This window comes from Catenuloplanes nepalensis (assembly GCF_030811575.1).
Taxonomy (GTDB): domain Bacteria; phylum Actinomycetota; class Actinomycetes; order Mycobacteriales; family Micromonosporaceae; genus Catenuloplanes; species Catenuloplanes nepalensis.
The window spans coordinates 783,526-803,637 of record NZ_JAUSRA010000001.1 but is presented as its reverse complement, the minus strand read 5'-3'; the positions used below and the strand labels follow the sequence as shown (position 1 = coordinate 803,637).

The window sequence follows — 20,112 nt, the reverse complement described above, 5'->3', positions numbered from 1 at the left end:
CTGGCAGAGCCGACCGCATGATCGCCGCCCCAGATGCACGATCGGTCACGCTCAATCGGGTGATCGGATCCGGCGCCCGTTCTGATACGGACGCCGGATCAAGAGGCGTCAGGACTGCACGAAGACCGTGACGCTGCGAGGCGGGACGGTGAAGGTGCCGGTCGAGGTGTCGAACGCGGCGTCACGCAAGGATTCGTCGGCCGAGTTGCGCAGGATCGGGTGCAGTGCGGTGGACGTGCCGGTCAGCGATGAGACCGTCTGGGTCGCCGGCTCCGGAGTGGCGTTGAAGACGACCGTCACCGACTGGCTGCCGGACGTCAGCAGCATGGTGATCACGCCGGGTGTCTCCGCGGCGCCGGAGAGCGGGAACGACAGGTGCTCCTGCACCGCCGCGGCCGTGCCCAGCGAGAACAGCGGTGATGAACGCCGGATCTCCAGCAGCTCGCGGTAGCGCGCGTCCGACAGGTTGATCGCGTCGCAGCCCGGCACCAGCGCCGGGTCGGCCAGCAGTGGTCGCGCGTAGTCCCACTTGTCCGCGTTGTCCGCCGCCGGTGGCAGCCCTCGCCCGAAGCCGTTCCCGGCCGCGCAGTCCCAGGAGATCTCGTTGAACCAGTCGCCCGAGTTGAACGAGTTGCGATCGAGCGACTTCGACCGCAGCCGCTCCGAGCCCGCGGTCACGAACCCGGCGCCCTGCCCGAGCACGGTCGTGGCCAGGCTCAGCGTCTGCATCCGGGCCCGGTCCGCCGCCGTCGTCGACCGCGGCAGCTTGAACGCGAGCGCGTCGTAGAGGATCTCGTTGTCGTGCGCGTCCACATACGTGATCGCCTCACCCGGCGCCGCCGTATAGCCGGTCGGCGACCCGTTGTAGGGGATCTCCGCGCCGGTCTGCGAGGCACCGGTCGACGACGCGACGAACCGGTATGACGCCAGGTTCCCGGACAGGCCGACCTTGATCTGGTCCTGGCGCAGCAGCAACGCGGCCCGCTGCTCGTCGGGCGTGCCGTTGACCGGGTCGCCGTTGGGGTCGGTGAACAGGCCCGACCCGAACCCCTGCACCCGCGGATTCGCGTCGAACGGCCCGCCGCCCCGCACCGCGTCCCGCAGCCGGTCGTTGAACGTGCCCACGCCGGTCCCGGCCATGTTCGCCTGGGTCGCCTGCACGAACCGCGCGTCCCCGGCCACCTCGCCGAAGTTCCATCCCTCGCCGTAGAGGTAGATCTGCGAACCGTCGACCCCGTCGCGCTCCGGAGAAAGCGCGTCCAGCGCCGCCCGTACCGCCATGATGTTGGCCTTGGGGTGGTGTCCCATCAGGTCGAAGCGGAAGCCGTCCACTTTGTAAGCCCGGGCCCACGTCACCATCGAGTCGACCACCAGCTTGCCCATCATCGCGTGTTCCGGTGCGGTGTTCGAGCAGCAGGTCGAGTCGGCCACGGTCCCGTCCGCGAGCAGCCGGTGGTAGTAGCCGGGCACGATCTGGTCGAGCACCGAGTGCGGGTCCACGCCGTGCGCGGCCGTGTGGTTGTAGACCACGTCCAGCACCACCCGCAGCCCGTCCCGGTTGAGCGCGGACACCATCGACCGGAACTCGCGTGTCCGCGCGGACGGATCGACCGCGTAGCCGCCCTCCGGCACCGTGTAGTGCAGCGGGTCGTAGCCCCAGTTGTAGCCGTCCCGGTCGGCCACCGCCGCGATGCACGCCTGCTGCCGATCCGAGTCCGGCGGCAGCGACGCCAGGTCGCAGTCCGGCTGCGCCTGGTCCGCGCGCCGCTCCGGAATCGTCGCAAAATCAAAGGCGGGCAGCAGGTGTACGTGTGTCACGCCGGCCGCGGCCAGCTCCCGCAGATGCGTCGCGCCCGCGGACTGCGAGGACTCGAACGCCCGATATGTCCCCCGCGCGGCGGAGGGCACGGTCGTGTCCGCGATGCTGAAGTCCCGTACCGACAGCTCCTGGATCTGGATCTTCTCCGCGGGCACCGCGGCCGGTTTCGCCAGGCTGGACCAGCCCTCCGGGGCGAGCGCCGGATCGTCGAGGTCGGCGAACCGGCTGTGCGTGGAGTCCGCCGCGAGCGCCACCGAGTACGGGTCGGTGACCGACGCGGTCACCACCTTCCGCACGGCCGGCTGCCACGCGGTCACCTCGAACCGGTAGAACTTCCCCGTCTCGCCCCGCGCCGACCACACGCCCGTCGCGTCGTCCCGCAGCATGTCCACGGTGGAGGGTGTGGACGCCGGCGAGTCGAAGAGTTGCAGCCGCACGGTCCGCGCGGTCGGCGCCCAGACCGACACGGACGGCCGGCCGTCGTCTCCGAACACCGGCCCCAGGGAGGCCTTGACCGCGTCGGGATAGACGTCGTCCAGCACGCCCGGGATCTGCACCGCCGTGGCCGCCAGCAGTCTGCCGGTGTGGTCGCGCTCGGTGACGACCACCTGCCCGCGCAGGATGTCCTTGACCCGCGCGCCGCCCGGCACCTCCAGCGCGCCGTAGGCCCACAGGTGCGGGAACCGCTGCCGCTGCGCCTCGGTGAGCCCGTTGCGCCGCGCGCTCAGCGGCACGGTGTCGTAGTCCCCGGTCAGCTCGCCGTTCGCCACACCGATCCCGCCGTCCGGCGACCAGGCCAGCGCATGGGCCTTCCCGTCCGCCGGCCGGCCCTCGCCGAACGTGGGCGTGGCCAGCCGTGCCCACGCGACCGTGGACCGGTCCAGCCACTGCGCCTCCGCCGTGGTCAGGTCCACGTCCGGGCTCACCGTGGTGGTGCTGCCGGGCAGCAGCCGCCCGGCGACGCCCGCCTGCAGCCACACCTCCCGCCCCGCCGCCGCGAAGTCGAGCCGCTGGTCCTCCGGCAGATCCTTCACGTCACCCCGATGCAGCACGTAGTTCAGCCCGGCCGCCCCGGCCGCGAGCGGCACCTCGAAGACCGCGCCGTAGGCGTCCTGCCGCGCCGGCATCAGCGGCGCGTTCCAGTCGGTCGGCGTCGCCGCGCCGTCCCAGACGTGCAGCCCCCAGCCGTCGTAGCCACCGGCCGGCCGTCGATAGTGGACGATCGCGGTGTCCGGGTCCTGCGCCGGGTCCGGTTCCCCGGTCGCCGCCTGCCTCGTCGGATATGTCGTGGCGTCGCCCGACCTGACCCACACCTCGCCGGTCGCGGTCACGTCCACGGTCCGGTCCACGGCCGGATCCTTCGTCCCGGACGGGTCGACGACCAGGAAGCCGACGGTCTGCGCGCCCGGCTTGAGCTTCACCCAGGCGAACCGGCCGTAGGCGTCCTCGCCCGCGAACGGCTGCCCGGCCGGCCAGGTCGTCGCCCACGCCGGGTCGATGTCGCCCCACGGATACAGGCTCCAGCCGTCGTAGTCCCCGGCCGGGCGTTGGTAGTGCACGACGAGCCAGTCCCGGCTCGGCGCCTGCGGCGGTGTCTCGACGGTCGCGGTCGCGGTGGCTGAGGCGGTTCGCCCCTTGCTGTCTTCCACCACTGCCTTGTATGCGATCGAGGCGTTCGCGGGCAACCCCTGCGGGTCGTGGTGGACCCGGTACGGCGCACGCGTCGCGGTCCCGAGCAGCTCCCACCGCCCGCCCGGCCGCTTCGCCGCGAACGTGACGGTCGCGGACGGATCGCCGCCGCGCACGGTCGCCTCGACGGTGTCGTCGGAGGCGCTGAGGCTCAGGCCGGGCCGCGCCGACGGCCCGGGAACGGCCGAGGCGGCCCGCCACGCCATCGCGGACATCGCCGGCACCGTGATCGTCACCCGCAGGTCCGCGCCGGAGGTCGCCGCCGCGGAACCGCCGTAGATCGGCGCGAACCGGGTGCCCGGCGAGAACGTGTCGATCGTGACGGTCTGCGCGGTGGCCGCGTTGTTGACCGCGATCAGGTGCTCGACCCGCTCGTCCGCCAGCAGCCGGGACGCCGCGAACACGCCGGGCGCGCCGGACGCGGCCCGGGTCGTCTGGGTGCCGTCGGCCAGCGCCGGGTAGCGCTCGCGCAGCGCGCCCAGCGCCGCGATGGTCCGGTAGATCGGGTGCCGGGTGTCGTAGTTGCCGGTCGCGTGCGTGCGCGCGGTGCCGATCAGGTCGTCGTCCAGGTAGTCCGGCGTGCGGCTGGCGAACATGTCCTGCCGCGCGTCCCGGTCCCCGCCGGGCCCGGTGAAGCCCTGCTCGTCCCCGGAGTAGATCACCGGCTGCCCGCGGGTGAGGAACATGAGTTCGTGCGCGAGCTGGGCCTTCCTCAGCTGTTCTTGATCAGGGCCGCCACCGGCCGCGATGAACGACCCGATCCGGCCCATGTCGTGGTTGCCGAGGAACGTCGGCAGGCGGCCCGCGTCCGTGTCCCGCGCGGTGTAGAGGCCGTCCGCCGCGTAGACGTCCGCGAGCCCCCGCGGCGTCCCGGTGCCGGTGACGAACGCCTGTGCCGCGGCCTGGAACGGGAAGTCGAGCGTGGCCGGGAGGCCGCCGCGCCGCACGTACCCCGAGGTGATCTCCGGGTCAGCGCTGTAGACCTCGCCGAACATGAAGAAGTCCGGTTTTCCGGATTTCTCGGCCGCCTGCGCGATCCCCCGGCTGAAGCGGGGCCAGAAGTCCATGTTGACGTGCTTGACCGTGTCCATCCGGTAGCCGTCGATGCCCAGCTCCCGAATCCAGTCCGCGTAGATCCGCGTCATCCCGTCGACCACCTCCGGCCGCTCGGTCCACAGGTCGTCCAGCCCGAAGAAGTCGCCGTACTCGCTGTTCTCGCCGGTGAACGTCGAATCGCCCCGGTTGTGGTACATCGCCGGATCGTTCAGCCAGCGCGGCACCTTCACGGTCGCGTCCGACGGCTTGCGGAACACCGGCGTGTACGGTCCCGCGTCCGCGTTCACGCGCGGGAACGGCCGCGTGCCGTCCGCGTGGTTGCGGTCCTCGAACGGTTTCCCGGCCGCGTCGACGTAGGGCGACGCCGCCTTCGAGACGTAGCCGTACTCGTTCTCCGCGTAGGCGATCACGTCTGCCGTGTGATTGGTGATGATGTCAAGGTAGATCTTGATGCCCCGCTTGTGTGCGGCCTTGACCAGCCTCTTCATGTCCTCGTTCGAGCCGAAGTGCGGGTCCAGCCGGGTGAAGTCCGTGATCCAGTAGCCGTGGTAGCCCGCGCTGACGTCCGCACCCGCTCCCTGCACCGGCTAGTTCTTGAACACCGGCGCCAGCCAGATCGCGGTCGTCCCGAGCCCCTCGATGTAGTCCAGCCGGTCGATCACGCCCTGCACGTCACCGCCGTGATAGAACCCCTTGTCCGCCGGGTCGTGCCCGGTGCTCAGCCGATCCCCGCTCAGCCCACCCCGGTCGTTGCGCCGGTCCCCGTTCGCGAACCGGTCCGGCAACACGAAGTAGAACTGCTCCGCCTCCCGCTCCGGCGCCTTCCGCCCGGCCAGCGCGACACTCGACGGCTCGATGTCCCAGGTCACCGCGCCGGAGGCCGGCAGGGGTGCGAGCGCGACCGCGCCGAGCGGCAGCACCACGGCCACGGCCAGCGCCGCGACCAGCCTTTTCACGACCATCAGGGGGTACGGGAGCGCCACGATATCCATCGACGACCTTCCTCACCAGCGTGTTGCCGCACGTTATCCCGTGATGAAAGTCGATGCAAGACCCTGCAAAAGATCCGCAACTCTTGCGCAAGCAGAGCCGCACCACCTGCGTTCCACTGCCCGTGATCGGTGTGTCGGCGCGGTTTGCGGACCTTGCTGGCAGGAAACTCTGCAGAGGTGAGCGCCACGACTGATCTGGACACGCTGAGTGACTTCTTCGACCGCTATGGCGCCGCGCTGACCGCCGGTGACCTCACCGGGATCGCCGGTTGCTACGCCCTGCCGGGCATGGTGGTCTCCGGCTCGTACAGCTTCACCTTCGCCTCGCCGACCGCGGTCGCGCTGAGTTTCCTCGGCGCCGCCCCGTCATACCTGGAACGCGAGCTGGTCGCCGCGCACGCGCAGATCCGCGACGTGCAGCGCCTCGCGGAAGGGCTGTCGATGGTGGCGGTCGACTGGGAGTTCCTGGACAGCCACGGCGCGGCCGTGCCGGGCCAGAGTTTTCGCTATCTGCTCCGGGCCACCGCGCACGGCCCGGAGATCTGCACGGTCATCTCGACCGGCTGAGGCCACGCCCCACCGCGACCGGCACCCTGTATGCTTCTAGCAAGACGGACGTACGGTTTTGTAGAGCCCGCGACTTAGCCCTACCTAACCGACACGAACGGGTAACACGTACGAAAGACTGTTTGAGGACTACTCACGGTCAGCCCGTTTTCCGGGAGCCAGCACGCCGAGCGGCGAGTGGCCCCGGGGGCCGAGGGACCGCAGGGACAGCGGGAAGGAGTACGACGTGGCGAGCCTCGACACCTTCGGTGCGAAGAGCGAGCTGCGCGTCGGCGACGCGAGCTACGAGATTTTCAAGATCAACAAGGTGGAAGGTCACGACCGCCTGCCGTACAGCCTGAAGATCCTGCTGGAGAACCTGCTCCGCACGGAGGACGGCGCGAACATCACCGCCGACCACATCCGCGCGCTGGGCGGGTGGGACCAGAACGCGGACCCGAGCGTGGAGATCCAGTTCACGCCGGCCCGCGTGCTGATGCAGGACTTCACCGGCGTGCCCTGCGTCGTCGACCTGGCCACCATGCGCGAGGCGGTCAAGGACCTCGGCGGCGACCCGACCAAGGTCAACCCGCTGGCCCCGGCCGAGCTGGTCATCGACCACTCGGTCATCGCCGACCTGTTCGGCCGCGCGGACGCGTTCCAGCGCAACGTGGAGCTCGAATACCAGCGCAACCGCGAGCGCTACCAGTTCCTCCGCTGGGGTCAGACCGCGTTCAACGAGTTCAAGGTCGTCCCGCCGGGCACCGGCATCGTGCACCAGGTCAACATCGAATACCTCGCGCGTACGATCATGGAGCGCAACGGCCAGGCGTACCCGGACACGGTCGTCGGCACCGACTCGCACACCACCATGGTCAACGGCCTGGGCGTGCTGGGCTGGGGCGTCGGCGGCATCGAGGCCGAGGCCGCGATGCTCGGGCAGCCGGTCTCCATGCTCATTCCGCGCGTGGTCGGCTTCAAACTGTTCGGCGAGGCCCCGGCCGGCACCACCGCCACCGACCTGGTGCTGACCATCACCGAGATGCTGCGCAAGCACGGCGTGGTCAGCAAGTTCGTCGAGTTCTACGGCCCGGGCGTCTCCGCGGTGCCGCTGGCGAACCGCGCCACCATCGGCAACATGTCGCCGGAGTACGGCTCGACCGTCGCGATCTTCCCGATCGACGAGCAGACGATCGACTACCTGAAGATGACCGGCCGCACCGAGGCGCAGGTCGCGCTGGTCGAGGCGTACGCGAAGGAGCAGGGCCTCTGGCTCGACCCGGCCGCGGAGCCGGACTACAGCGAGAAGCTGGAGCTGGACCTCTCCACGATCGTCCCGTCGCTGGCCGGCCCGAAGCGCCCGCAGGACCGCGTACCGCTGAACGCGGCGAAGCAGATGTTCCGCGACGCGCTCGGCAACTACGTGCAGGGCATCGATGGTCCCGCGGACGAGGCGAGCGCCGAGTCGTTCCCGGCCAGCGACCCGCCGGCCAACACCGGTGACGCCGAGGCCGACAAGCCGCACGTGTTCAGCGCGGCCGACGGCGCCACCGGCCGGGTCTCCAAGCCGACCCGGGTCGTCGGCGAGGATGGCGTGGAATACGAGCTGGACCACGGCGCGGTCGTCATCGCCGCCATCACGTCCTGCACCAACACCTCGAACCCGCAGGTGATGATCGGTGCGGCGCTGCTGGCGAAGAAGGCGGTCGAGCGCGGCCTGACCCGCAAGCCGTGGGTCAAGACGACGCTCGCGCCCGGCTCCAAGGTCGTCTCCGACTACTACGACCGTTCCGGCCTCACGCCGTACCTGGACAAGCTCGGCTTCAACCTGGTCGGCTACGGCTGCACCACCTGCATCGGCAACTCCGGCCCGCTGCCCGAGGAGATCTCCGCCGCGGTCAACGAGGCCGACCTGACCGCGGTCAGCGTGCTCTCCGGCAACCGCAACTTCGAGGGCCGGATCAACCCGGACGTCAAGATGAACTACCTGGCGTCCCCGCCGCTGGTCGTCGCGTACGCGCTGGCCGGCTCGATGGACATCGACATCACCACCGAGCCGCTCGGCACGGGCTCGGACGGCAAGCCGGTCTACCTGAACGACATCTGGCCGTCCGCGCAGGAGATCGACGAGACCATCGCGCAGGCGATCGGCGCGGAGGGCTTCTCCGCCGCGTACTCCGACGTCTTCGCGGGCGACGAGCAGTGGCAGTCGCTGCCCACGCCGACCGGCAAGACGTTCGAGTGGTCCGACGACTCGACCTACGTCCGCAAGCCCCCGTACTTCGAGGGCATGCGGGCGGAGCCGAGCCCGGTGAACGACATCTCCGGCGCGCGCGTGCTGGCCAAGCTGGGCGACTCGGTCACCACCGACCACATCTCCCCGGCCAGCTCGATCAAGCCGGACTCCCCCGCGGGTAAGTACCTGGCGGAGCACGGCGTGGCCCGGCACGAGTTCAACTCGTACGGCTCCCGCCGCGGCAACCACGAGGTCATGATCCGTGGCACGTTCGCCAACATCCGGCTCCGCAACCAGCTGGTGCCGGGCGTCGAGGGTGGCTTCACGCTCAACCACCTGACCGGCGAGCAGACCACGATCTACGACGCCTCCGTGGCCTACGCCGCCGAGAACGTCCCGCTGGTCATCCTGGCCGGCAAGGAGTACGGCTCCGGCTCGTCCCGCGACTGGGCCGCCAAGGGCACCATGCTCCTCGGCGTCCGCGCGGTCATCGCCGAGTCCTACGAGCGCATCCACCGCTCGAACCTGATCGGCATGGGCGTGCTCCCGCTGCAGTTCCCGCAGGGCGAGACCGCCGAGTCGCTCGAGCTCACCGGCTCCGAGACGTTCACCGTCACCGGCGTCACCGCGCTCAACGACGGCAGCACGCCGCGCACCGTCAAGGTCACCACCGACACCGGCATCGAGTTCGACGCGGTCGTCCGCATCGACACCCCCGGCGAGGCCGACTACTACCGCCACGGCGGCATCCTGCAGTACGTCCTCCGCAAGATGATCGCCAGCTGACCCTCGCACCACCGCCGTCGGGCGGCCGTCCTCCGGGGCGGCCGCCCGACGCCTTTCCGGACCAGAACCGCAGAACCGGCTCCCCCGCTTCCGGCGTGCCCACGTTCCAGTGCTCCCGCGGGCACCGCTCGGCCGCATGAGCAGAGCGTTCACTCCCCTCAGGGGTGGGTGGCCGGGGCAGCGACAGGGCTCCCTGCCATTCCCGCCGCTGGCCGCCCGGGCCCATCGCTCGCGGACGGCGTCCGTCCCCACCGTCCGGCTCCGCTCAGCGGCCGGGCGACCCGGTCCAGTCCTCGGGCATCGCCTCGACGCGCACGCCGGGCAGCGCGGAGACCGGAGACTCCACCGCCTCGATACAGTAGACCGGCGGATCGGTGTACTCCTCGACGTCGTCGACCCTGGCCCGGGTGTGCCGGCCGTCCGGGCCGGCCAGCCAGTACACGCCCGGGCGCACCTCCGTCCACGGGAAGACCACGACCGTCCGGAGACGCCGCGCGAGAAAAGCCGCGGTCTCCGGCTCCGACGGAGGCTCGGCGACCGCGAGTCCGAAGTCGACCTGAAGGCTCCAGTTCACGTCCCCGGCGAGCGGGCTGTAGGTGCCGAGGACCGCCGCATCCCAGTCACGCTCGGCAACGCCCTCCGCGACGACGTCCGCCGCGTCGGCCGGCAGGCCGAGCAGCGCCGCCAAGGCCTCGGCGACCCGCTGCGGCACCAGCCCGCCGGCGATCATCACGGTGAACACGGGCTCAGCGGCCGGGCTGGCGGTCCCAGGGGAGCGGGCGTGGGACGTGGCGCCACCACCAGTGGTCCGGTGGAGCGTCCACGGCGGCCCCGCCCGACTCGGCCGCGAGCGCGGCGCCGCCGTCGTCGTGGGTAAGGCGGCGGAAGGCGTCGTCGATGCCGGACAGCGCGCCGGCCAGCACGGCCCGGGGGCCCGGTGGCGCCTCGGCCACGGAGACCGCCAGGCGGTCGCGGGTCTCCAGGTCGCCTCGGTAGTAGTCGGCCGGGTACCAGCCGTCCGGCGGCCAGCCGAACTCGATCCGGGCGACCAGCGCCTCCCAGGCGGCCAGCCGGTTGACGGCGTGCCACATCCGGTCGTCGCTGTCCGCGCCGAGCCGCTCACCGATCCGGTCCGCGATCGGCGAGGGCATGACGTGCGTGCGGATCACGTCCGGCAGCGGCCGGACCTGCGCGCCGGGGAGCGCGACGACCGGGTACTCCACCGCGCCGACCCGGACGGCCGGCGTCTCGCCGCCGTCCTCCGCGTCGAGACGCGCCCGGATCCGGCTGCCGGTCGGCGTCGCCACCCAGAACGCGCTGGGCAGATCCTCCTCCGCCGGATAGAGCACGGGAGTCCGCAGCGCACGGGCGAGCCCGACCGCCGTCTCGCGTTCGGACGGTGCGGCGAAGGACTCCGCCAGGTAGATGTCGAGTGCCTCCCGCGCGTCGCCGGTGCGCGGCGACGTCGTCACCAGGACCGGCGCGGCCCAGTCCCGCTCCTCGGCGTCCTCATCGGCGATGTCCACGCCGGTGGGTGGCACCCCGAGCAGCTCAGCCAGCGCGGTGGCGAGGGCGGCGTGATCCGGTTCCCCGACGATCAGCAGGTTGTACGTCACGGATTCCAGGTCCCGTCATAGATCTGCTTGGCCTTGTCTACCAGCTCGGGGTTGTTCACGAACCGCGGGGCGTGCGAGAGCTGTGGCGCCCTCGACAGGTCACCCTCGGCGCGAACCCACTGTTGAAGGGCCGCGTACTCGTTGCGGTCCAGCTTCTCCATGCCGACGCCCTCGACGGGGAAGGCGCGGCCGGTGTCCTCGATGCGGTACGTACGCCCGTTGATCGTGTACAGCCCGGTCTTCTCGTTCCACGTCGACCGGCCCTCCGCGATGCCCCGGACGTCCTCCCGGGCTGCGCCCTCGTACCCACGCAGGTAAACCGTGTTGTCCGCCTTGATCTCGCCGGTCTTGGCTCCGCCGATCGAGTGCCGGTCGTGCGGCGGCTGCAGCTCGGTGACTCCGCCCGGCAGTCCTCGCACCCCGTCCGCCACCGGCCATGGCGGGTCGCTCGCCGCGTCCGGAGTGGTGGCCCGGTCCGGAGCCGGCTGCCCGGACTGCCCGGGGCGGCCGGCCACCGCTTCCGCGTGGGTCTCGGCCTGGGCCGCGTCGATGGATCTGCTGCCGCCACCGCCGGGGCCGCGGCTTCGGCCGTTGCCGTCACCGCCGTCCGGTGGGTCGTTCGGCCCGCGTGGGGTGCCGCCGCCACCGCCGGGATTCCTCGCCACAGCTTCCTCCGCCGCCCGTGAACGGCACCGACTGTACCGGCCGTGATCCAGGCGCCGGGCGACGGCGCCTGGATCAGCGGCTTCACTGCAGGTAGTTCTCGACCTCCTGCTTGGAGTGCGCCTGCTGCGCATCCGCGTCCTGGCCGAACTCGCGGGCGGCCCGGCGGCGGCGCAGCAGGTCCCAGCACTGGTCGAGGGACTCCTCGACCGCGCGCAGGCGGTCGTGCTCCTCGGCGGCGGAGATCTCACCCTCGGCGAGCTGCTGGCGGAGCTTGTGCTCCTCGTCCACCAGGTTGTTGATCTGGCTCAGAATCGTCGTGTCTTCCATGCGTTATTCCTACCGCAGGTTCGCCTCGGCGAGCAGCGTGGTGATCAAAGGCTCCGGATCGGCCAGCTCCGCGGGCAGGCCGCGAGAGGCGAACCAGGCCGCGACCACCCGCACGTCCCGGGACAGGAAGTCCCGGCCCTGCGGGTTTGCGATCACGTCCACGATCTGCGGCAGGTCGATCAGGACCAGCCGCCCCTCGTGCACCAGGATGTTGTAGGGCGAGAGGTCGCCGTGCGCGAGCCCGCACCGGGCCAGCACGGTCAGCGCCTCCACCATCTGCCGCCACAGGTCCAGCAGATGCTCGCCGTCCGGCCGGGCCTGTGCCAGTCGCGGCGCGGCCTGGCCGTCGGCGTCGCCGAGGAACTCCAGCATCAGCTCGGTGCCGAGCAGCTGCACCGGGTACGGCACGTGGATGCCGCCCATGGTCCGGCCGATGTGCCAGAGCCGGGACAGCGCGGCGAACTCCGCGGCCGCCCACTGCCCGGCGATCATCTGCCGGCCGAACGAGGTGCGGTTCTCCATCGCGCGCATCTCGCGGGACCGCCGCACCCGGCGGCCCTCCAGGTAGCCGGCGTCGCGGTGGAACAGGCGGTGGTCGGCGTCCCGGTAGCGCTTGACGGCGAGCAGCACGGACCGGTCCGTGCCGGGGACACCGCGGCGTACCAGATGGACGTCGGCTTCTTTTCCGGTCTTCAGGATGCCGAGCTCGTCGTCGACCGCGGCGTGCTCGGTGACCACCCACTCGGGGATCGGCTCGGGGCCGTGATCGGCCGCCTCCCAGGTGGACCAGCGGTCGCCGGTGTCGGGGACGTCGGCCTCGGCGACCGCCTGCCGGCGGGCGCCGCGGAACTTCAGATCGTGCGGCTCGTCGTCGTCGAACTTGCGACGGCCACGCGGACGGGAACTGTCGAACACTTCAGCGTCTCCTCGGACGAGAAAAGGAAGAAAGGCATGGCGAAGCTCGTGACCATGACAGCCATTCCTCGCACCTCCTCCTTCTCTCGCCGGGCGCTGAAACGCGCCCCGCCGCACGCGAACGACGTCGCGCGACCACTATCGCGGGCCCGGCCGGGCCACGCAAGCGATTTACGGGTGAACCATCCGCCCGCCGGCCAGCACCGCGGACAGTCCCTGGATCAGCGACCCGGCCGAGGTGGTCGGCTCGAAGCGCGACTCCATCCACCGTCGCCCCCGATGCAGCCACACGCTGGGCAGGCCCATCGCCGCGGCCGCGCCGATGTCCGCCTCCGGGCTGTCGCCGACGATCCAGGCACCGCGCATCTGCATGCGCACCCGCTCGGCCGCGAGCGTAAAGATCCGGGGGTTCGGCTTACTGACGCCGGCGGCCTCGGAGATCACCCAGTCCGCCACGTAGTTGTCGAGGCCGGTGCGGCGGATGATGCTCTCCTGCCGGTACGCCGGGCCGTTGCTCACCACCACCGGCATCCAGCCCGCGTCGTCCGCGATCCGCAGCGCGCACGCCACCAGCGGGTCCAGCCGGGTGTGTTCCACCAGACCGAGGTCCAGCTCGTCGACCAGGTCCACGGCGGAGGCCCGCAGGTGATATCTCGCCTTGATCGCGTCGGCCAGGTCCCACCGTGAGGTCAGTCCGTCCGCGTCGATCGAGACCAGCCACTCCAGGTCTTCCCCGGGCGCGCCGATCTCGGCGAGGAACTTCGCACCCCAGGCACGGAACGCCGCCTCCCGGTCGAGGAGGGTGTTGTCGAGCGCCAGCAACATGAGGGGCACTCGCGCACACTAGTTGAGCTTTCTGGGAGCCGACCAGTCCCACCATGTAAACAAGACGTATAAAGCAAGTCCCGGCTACCGGCGACGGCTGAAGATCCGCCCGCCGAACTGCACGAAGACCATCCCGGGGGTACGCCGAAGCGCCGGCATCCGGCGCGGCCGGGGCTCGTGCACGCCGTCGTAGACCCACGCCGCCTCGCGCCGGGCCAGTTCCTCCTCGGCGCCGGCTCCGCGCACGCCACGGGCCCGCGCGAAGTCCCAGCCGTCGCGCAGCGAGCCGTTGGTGGGCCGCCCGTCCGCCCACTCCGCGAACACTGTGATCCACTCGGCGCCATGTCCGGCGGCCAGCATCGGCCAGTGCCGGGCCACCACGCCGCCCCGCTTGCGCAGCAGCGCCTGCCGGGCCACGCCGACCAGCCGCGCGTCGAAGCCGGCCGGGACCGGCGCGCCGCCGGTCAGCGCCGCCACCAGCGCCTCCTGCCCGGCCGCCAGGCTGACTGACACTTCGGGCTCGCTCATCGCGTCGGGTCGGGATAACCCGCCGCGGCCGCGATCGCGGTCAGCTCCGCGGTCAGCTCCGCGGCCGGCGGGTAGTGGCCGTCCCGCTCCAGCATCAGCGCGGGCGGCCGGCAGCGCGCGGTCAGCTCGGTGATCAGGTCCAGCACCGGCTGCGGCGTCGCGGCCGTGTGTGTGTCGTGGTAGATGCCGTCCACATCGTCGCCGCCGGCCACGTGGCAGTACGCGATCCGCTCCAGCGGCAGCCCGTCCAGCACCGCCACCGGGTCGGTGCCCCGGTTGCGCGCGTTCGCGTAGACGTTCGCGACGTCCAGCAGCAGCATCGCGTCCGACCGCTCGACGATCTCGCTGATGAACTGCGCCTCGGTCAGCTCCTCGTCCGGCCAGTCGAAGATCGCCGCGATCGGTTCCAGCGCGATCGGCACGGACACGGCCGCGCGCACCCGCCGGACGTTCGCCACCACCGCGTCCACCGCCTCCCGGGTGCGCGGCAGCGGCAGCAGATGCCCGGCCTCCACGCCCCCGGCCCGGACGAACGCGATGTGCTCGCTGACCAGCGGCGCGTCCAGCGCCTCGGCCGCGGCCGCGAACTGCGCGACGCGCTCCGGCTCGACCGGCGCGGCGCCGCCCAGCGACAGCCGGACGCCGTGCGGGATAACGGTCACGCCGCGCTCCCGCAGCCGGGCCAGGCCGGGCGGGAGCGGGCCGGTGGCCGGCACGGTCTCCGCGATCACCTCGGTGAAGCGGAGACCGGGCAGCTCACCGACGAAACCGGAGATCTCCGGACGCCACCCGATCCCCACCCCGTAGAACGGCGAGGTCATCCGCCACAGCCTCCGCCGCCGCAGCCGCCACCACCGCCGCCGTCGGAGCCGCCACCGCCGCCGTCCGAGCCACCGGACCAGGACGAGCCGCCGTCGCCGGACCAGCCGCCACCGCCGGTGGTGGCGGCCTCGGCCTGCCGCTCGATCTCCGAATCGGCCGCGAACGCCGGGTCGAACGTGTAGAACGACGCGGTGCCCCAGAGCGCCACGCCCATCGCGACGCCGGTCGCGCCGTAGGTGGCCCAGGCCGGCGACTGCGCCGGCGACAGGTACTGGTAGCGCTGGCGCATCCCGGCGAGCGCGGTCTTCCCGGTCCGGGTCATCCACGGCGTGCGCGAGCGCAGCACCACCGCGGTGATGCCGAGCGCCAGCACGATCAGGAACAGGTACCAGACCGGCGCGCCGTTGATCAGGCCGAACGCGATGCGCACCACGCCGAGCAGGGCCAGCGCGCCGAGCAGCAGCGTGGAGTTGCGGTACGCCCGGCGGTCGTCGTCGCTGAGCGCCAGGCCGAATCGCTCCAGGTCGGTGCGGAGCCGGTCCAGCTCGTTCTGCACGGCCGGGTCGTTCTTCGCGCTGCGCACGGTCTGGTTGCGCTGCAGCGCGTGGTAGAAGGCCGTGTCCAGCGGGGGCACGCCCTCCGGCAGCGGCGCGGTCTGCACGACCCGGCGGCCCGGCGCGCCGGCGATCAGGCCGGCGCCGCGCAGCGACGCGACCGCGGAGTAGACGGCGAGATCGGGGCCCCCGGTGAGGTACGCCGCCTGCTGCGAACTCAGGTGGTCGGTGCCGGGGACGTGCGTGCCGCCCGCCATCTTGTGGCGGCGGACCAGGACGATGACGAGGGCGACGGCGGCCGCACCGAGGTACACCGCGAGGAAGGTCGGACCCGGGATCCCCCAGGTGTCGCCCGATGCCGATAGCGCGATCATGCCGTCATTGTGCGGCACGCCTGCCAGCCCGGGACTCCCCGGAACGGGCCGACACACAGGTCAGCTCCGCCGGACCGCTTCCTCCACCACGTCGAGCACGCGGCTCAGCGAACCGGCCGGGCGGCCCATCGCGAGGTGCAGCACCAGCCCGTCGTAGGCCAGCTCCAGGAACTCGGCCAGCACGTCCAGCGGCACGTCGTCGCGCAGCTTGCCGGCCTCGCGCAGCCGGCCGAGCCGGGTGCGGGTGGCCTCCTCGATCGCGGCCTGCCGCTGCGCCCACCTGGACGCGAAGTCCGGGTCGGTGCGCAGCCGCCGCGAGACCTCCAGCTGGCTGCCCAGCCAGCCGGCCGTGTCCGGCGACTGCGCGCGGGCCAGCAGGTCGCGCATGACCTGGACCAGGCCGTTCTCCGCGACCGTGGTCACCATGGCGGCCGCGTCGTCCTCCGCCACCGCGAGGAAGAGCGAGTCCTTGTCCCGGAAGTGGTGGAAGATCGCGCCCCGGGACAGCCCGGTGGCCTCCTCCAGGCGACGGACCGTGGCGCCCTCGTATCCGTGCCGGGCGAAGCAGGCGCGCGCGGCCGAGAGAATCTCCTGGCGGCGCGCGTCGAGCTGGTCCTGGCTTACCCTTGGCACGCCGACGATCGTGTCACGCTGCGCAGTAATTCTGCAATCCGTACGTACGGCTTGTAACTCGGCCGGGCGTAGGATCATCGGCATGGATCTGGGTCTGGACGGACGCGTGTACGTGCTCACCGGCGCCTCCCGCGGCCTCGGCTTCGCCACCGCGGCCGCGCTCGTCGCGGACGGCGCCCGCGTGGTGATCTCCGCGCGCGACGCGGACGCGGTCGCCGGTGCCGTCGCCCGGCTGGGTGGCGAGGCGCACGCCCACGGCGTGGCCGCCGATCTCGGCGATCCGGGCGCCGCGCGGAGCTTGGTGGACGCGGCACGGTCCCGGTTCGGCCGGATCGACGGCGCGCTGATCTCCGTGGGCGGCCCGCCGCCGGTCTCCTCGCTGGAGGCCACGGACGAGCAGTGGCGGTCCGCGTTCGAGACCGTGTTCCTCGGCGCGGTGCGCGCGGCCCGCACGATCGCCGCTGAGCTCTCCGACGGTGGCGCGATCGCGCTGGTGGCGTCCAACTCGTCGAAGTCGCCGCTCAGCGGCCTCGGCATCTCCAACGGGCTGCGGCCCGGCCTGTCCATGGTCGCCAAGGAACTGGCCGACGAGCTGGGCCCGCGCGGCATCCGGGTGCTCAGCCTGCTGCCCGGCCGCTTCCTCACCGACCGGCTGCGCGAGCTGATGGAGGAGACGGGCGACGCCGAGGCGGCCGCCGCGGGCTACCGGCGGGCGATCCCGCTGCGCCGCATCGGGGACCCGGCGGAGTTCGGCCGCGTCGCCGCGTTCGCGCTCTCCCCCGCCGCGAGCTTCCTCAACGGGGTGGCGCTGCCGGTCGACGGCGGCGCCATCCGTACCCTCTGATGGCCTTCACCAGGGCGGAGCTTGAGGCCGCGGCCGACCGGATCATCCCGGACGTGATCGCGCCCGGCCTGCGCGTGCTGTTCTGCGGCATCAACCCGGGTCTCTACTCCGCCGTGACCGGCCACCACTTCGCACGGCCCGGCAACCGCTTCTGGCCGGCCCTGCACGGCGCCGGCTTCACGCCCAGGCTGCTCAGACCCGCAGAGCAGGACCAGCTGCCGGGGTACGGCCTGGGAATCACCAACATGGTCCCGCGCGCCTCGGCCCGCGCCGACGAGCTGTCCCCGGCCGAGCTGACCGCGGGCGGCGGCGCGCTGACCGCGAAGGTCACCGAGTTCCGCCCCGCCTGGCTCGCGGTGCTCGGCATCGGCGCCTACCGCTCCGCCTTCGCCCGCCCCAAGGCCACCATCGGCCCCCAGCCCGACACGATCGGCACCGCCCGCCTCTGGATCCTCCCCAACCCCAGCGGCCTCAACGCCTCCTACCAACTCCCCCGCCTGATCACCGAATTCACCCGTCTCCACACGGAGGCGCGATTCTGAGGTAACCCTGAAGTTTCTCGGCGAAGGCCGAGCCGGGGGCGGCCGATCGTAGGGGTGCACGAAGGGAAACAGCGAAAGGACGGGTGGCATGAGCGTCAACGGGGTGTCGTCGTCGACGGAACTGAGCACGGCGCAGGCGCAGCTGCGGAAGGATCAGCAGCAGCTGGCCAAGGACAAGGCGGCGCAGGCGGACGAGAAGACGCTGGCGGCGGACCGGGCGGCGGTGGCGAAGGACCAGCAGCAGATCGCGCAGCTTCAGCAGCAGGTGGCCGCCACGGCCGTGGCGACAGGGCGGCTCGACACCTACGCGTGACTGGCAAACCCAGCTATATCGTCTTATTGCGCGGTAGCGAACTGGGTGCGGTAGAGGTCCGCGTAGAGGCCGTTCGCGGCGAGGAGTGACTCGTGGGTGCCGCGTTCGGCGATCCGGCCGTGGTCCATGACCAGGATCTGGTCGGCCGCGCGGATGGTGGAGAGCCGGTGCGCGATGACCAGCGCGGTGCGGCCGGTCAGCGCGGCCGTGAGCGCGGACTGCACCGCCGCCTCGCTCTCCGAGTCCAGGTGGGCGGTGGCCTCGTCGAGGATGACCACGGACGGGGCCTTGAGCAGCAGGCGGGCGATCGCGATGCGCTGCTTCTCGCCGCCGGAGAAGCGGTAGCCGCGCTCGCCGACCACGGTCTCCAGGCCGTCGGGCAGCTCCCGGACCACGTCCGCGACCTGCGCGGCCACGAGCGCGGCCCACAACTCGTCGTCGGTGGCGCCGGGGCGTGCGTAGCGGAGGTTATCCGCGATCGACTCGTGGAACAGGTGGGCGTCCTGGGTGACCACGCCGACCGTGTCGCGCAGCGAGGTGAGGCGGGCGTCGCGGACGTCGGTGCCGCCGATCGTGACCGCGCCGGACGTGACGTCGTAGACGCGGGAGAGCAGCATCGCGGTGGTGGACTTGCCGGCGCCGGACGGGCCGACCAGCGCGACCAGCGTGCCCGGTTCGACCGTGAACGACACGTCGCGCAGGACCGGCTCGGTGGCGGCGCGGTCGAGCACCGCGACGTCCTCCAGCGAGGCCAGCGACGTCTCCGCGCCGGTCGGGTAGCGGAACGTGACGCCGTCGAAGACCACCCGGGCACCGGCGATGTCCACGGCGCCGGGGCGTTCCGCGATCGCCGGTTCCAGGTCGAGGACCTCGAAGACGCGCTCGAACGAGACGAGCGCGCTCATCACGTCGACGCGCACGTTGGAGAGCGCGGTCAGCGGGCCGTAGAGGCGGGTGAGCAGCAGCGCGAGCGTGACGACCGTGCCCGCGCTGACCGCGCCGGTGACCGCGAGCCAGCCGCCGAGGCCGTAGGTGAGCGCCTGTGCGAGCGACGCGACCAGCAGCATCGCGACGAAGAACGTACGTGAGTAGATCGCCTGCCGGACGCCGATGTCGCGCACCCGCTCGGCCTTGACCGCGAACTTGCGGGCCTCGTCGGACGGCGAGCCGAACAGCTTGACCAGCAGCGCGCCGGCCACGCCGAACCGCTCGACCATGGTCGCCTGCATGGACGCGCTCAGCTCGTACGACTCTCGGGTGATCTCGGCGAGCCGGCGTCCGACCCGGCGTGCGGGCAGGATGAACAGCGGCAGCATGACCAGCGACAGCAGCGTGATCTGCCAGGAGAGCGTGAACATGACGCCGGCGGTGAGCGCGAGCTGGATCGCGTTGCTGACCACGCCGGAGAGCGTGGACGTGAACGCCTGCTGCGCGCCGATCACGTCGTTGTTGAGCCGGCTGACCAGCGCGCCGGTCTGGGTGCGGGTGAAGAACGCCAGCGGCTGCCGCTGCACGTGGTCGAAGACGCGGGTGCGCAGGTCGAGGATGATGCTCTCGCCGACGCGCGCCGAGTACCACCGCTGGCCGAGCGAGAGCAGCGCGTCCGCGAGCGCGATGCCGGCGATCGCGACCGCGATCCAGACGATGGTCCGGGCCGCTTCCGGGCCGCCCCGGGTGATCTCGTTGACCACGTCGCCGGCCAGCACGGGCGTGGCCACGCCGAGCACCGCGGAGATCACCACGGCGACAAGAAAGATCACGATATCCCGGCGGTACGGATACGCGAAGCGCACCACCCGCCGGGTGATCCTCCAGTCGACCTTGCGGCCTTCGAGCTTCTTCTCGTTGTTGAGCGCCCGGAGCGTGGACCAGCCGCCCATGCTCCCCGGTCCGCCCGGCATCCCCCGCATGTTGTTCATCTCGGGCGCAAATCTAGCGCGCCGCCCAGCTCGGTGATCCAAGCGTCATCCATGTCGTCAGAGCTACATCGATGACGCCTGGATCACTGAGCTTCCTTCCACCCGGCGGA

Annotated in this window: 15 protein-coding genes and 2 pseudogenes; 5 read left to right on the top strand and 12 right to left on the bottom strand. The window is 71.7% G+C overall.

What is annotated here, in order from left to right:
* Positions 1–108: 108 nt before the first annotated feature.
* Positions 109–5,526: pseudogene (gene pulA / locus J2S43_RS03415) on the bottom strand (pullulanase-type alpha-1,6-glucosidase).
* Positions 5,527–5,733: 207 nt separating this feature from the next.
* Between pulA and J2S43_RS03410 the strand changes: the two are divergent.
* Both J2S43_RS03410 and J2S43_RS03405 read left to right on the top strand, forming a co-directional pair.
* Complete coding sequence (locus tag J2S43_RS03410) at positions 5,734–6,123, top strand: DUF6841 family protein (protein WP_306827077.1); 390 nt, start codon at positions 5,734–5,736, stop codon at positions 6,121–6,123.
* Between the two features lie 226 nt (positions 6,124–6,349).
* Positions 6,350–9,124 (top strand): aconitate hydratase, encoded by a 2,775-nt coding sequence (locus J2S43_RS03405; protein ID WP_306827076.1) that lies wholly within the window; start codon positions 6,350–6,352, stop codon positions 9,122–9,124.
* Positions 9,125–9,389: 265 nt separating this feature from the next.
* On the opposite strand, the gene J2S43_RS03400 is transcribed toward J2S43_RS03405, so the two are convergent.
* The 10 genes from J2S43_RS03400 to J2S43_RS03355 form a co-directional block, all read right to left on the bottom strand.
* Positions 9,390–9,866 (bottom strand): hypothetical protein, encoded by a 477-nt coding sequence (locus J2S43_RS03400; RefSeq protein WP_306827075.1) that lies wholly within the window; start codon positions 9,864–9,866, stop codon positions 9,390–9,392.
* 4 nt (positions 9,867–9,870) lie between these two features.
* Positions 9,871–10,740, bottom strand: a complete 870-nt coding sequence (locus J2S43_RS03395; protein ID WP_306827074.1) for a hypothetical protein — start codon at positions 10,738–10,740, stop codon at positions 9,871–9,873.
* Positions 10,737–11,405 (bottom strand): hypothetical protein, encoded by a 669-nt coding sequence (locus tag J2S43_RS03390; protein ID WP_306827073.1) that lies wholly within the window; start codon positions 11,403–11,405, stop codon positions 10,737–10,739. Before J2S43_RS03390 ends, J2S43_RS03395 begins: the two co-directional genes overlap by 4 nt.
* An 82-nt stretch (positions 11,406–11,487) precedes the next feature.
* Positions 11,488–11,733, bottom strand: a complete 246-nt coding sequence (locus J2S43_RS03385; RefSeq protein ID WP_306827072.1) for a DUF2630 family protein — start codon at positions 11,731–11,733, stop codon at positions 11,488–11,490.
* Between the two features lie 9 nt (positions 11,734–11,742).
* A complete protein-coding gene (locus tag J2S43_RS03380) occupies positions 11,743–12,648 on the bottom strand; it encodes a serine protein kinase RIO (RefSeq protein ID WP_306827071.1) in 906 nt (301 codons plus the stop codon).
* 171 nt (positions 12,649–12,819) lie between these two features.
* Entirely contained in the window at positions 12,820–13,482 is a 663-nt protein-coding gene (locus J2S43_RS03375; RefSeq protein ID WP_306827070.1) for an HAD family hydrolase, read from the bottom strand.
* Positions 13,483–13,557: 75 nt separating this feature from the next.
* The gene (locus J2S43_RS03370; protein ID WP_306827069.1) at positions 13,558–13,986 is read right to left on the bottom strand and encodes an SCO6045 C-terminal-like domain-containing protein; all 429 of its coding nucleotides are present in this window, start codon (positions 13,984–13,986) and stop codon (positions 13,558–13,560) included.
* Between the two features lie 11 nt (positions 13,987–13,997).
* Entirely contained in the window at positions 13,998–14,822 is an 825-nt protein-coding gene (locus J2S43_RS03365; RefSeq protein ID WP_306827068.1) for an MbnB/TglH/ChrH family RiPP precursor modification enzyme, read from the bottom strand.
* The gene (locus J2S43_RS03360; RefSeq protein WP_306827067.1) at positions 14,819–15,751 is read right to left on the bottom strand and encodes a TIGR04222 domain-containing membrane protein; all 933 of its coding nucleotides are present in this window, start codon (positions 15,749–15,751) and stop codon (positions 14,819–14,821) included. Before J2S43_RS03360 ends, J2S43_RS03365 begins: the two co-directional genes overlap by 4 nt.
* Positions 15,752–15,811: 60 nt before the next feature.
* Positions 15,812–16,384: a TetR/AcrR family transcriptional regulator gene (locus J2S43_RS03355; RefSeq protein WP_306827066.1), complete on the bottom strand. Its 573-nt coding sequence runs from the start codon at positions 16,382–16,384 to the stop codon at positions 15,812–15,814.
* A gap of 82 nt (positions 16,385–16,466) precedes the next feature.
* On the opposite strand from J2S43_RS03355, the gene J2S43_RS03350 reads away from it, so the two are divergent.
* From J2S43_RS03350 to J2S43_RS03340, 3 genes are all read left to right on the top strand, one after another.
* On the top strand, positions 16,467–17,228 hold the full coding sequence (locus J2S43_RS03350; RefSeq protein ID WP_306827065.1) for an SDR family oxidoreductase: 762 nt from the start codon (positions 16,467–16,469) through the stop codon (positions 17,226–17,228).
* Positions 17,228–17,770, top strand: coding sequence for a G/U mismatch-specific DNA glycosylase (gene mug, locus J2S43_RS03345; RefSeq protein ID WP_306827064.1), 543 nt, complete (start codon positions 17,228–17,230; stop codon positions 17,768–17,770). The genes J2S43_RS03350 and mug overlap by 1 nt, the downstream gene beginning before the upstream one ends.
* An 88-nt stretch (positions 17,771–17,858) precedes the next feature.
* The gene (locus J2S43_RS03340) at positions 17,859–18,083 is read left to right on the top strand and encodes a hypothetical protein (RefSeq protein WP_306827063.1); all 225 of its coding nucleotides are present in this window, start codon (positions 17,859–17,861) and stop codon (positions 18,081–18,083) included.
* Positions 18,084–18,112: 29 nt separating this feature from the next.
* Here the strand turns inward: J2S43_RS03340 and J2S43_RS03335 are convergent.
* A pseudogene (locus tag J2S43_RS03335) lies at positions 18,113–19,984 on the bottom strand (ABC transporter ATP-binding protein); the annotation flags it as partial.
* Positions 19,985–20,112: the final 128 nt, after the last annotated feature.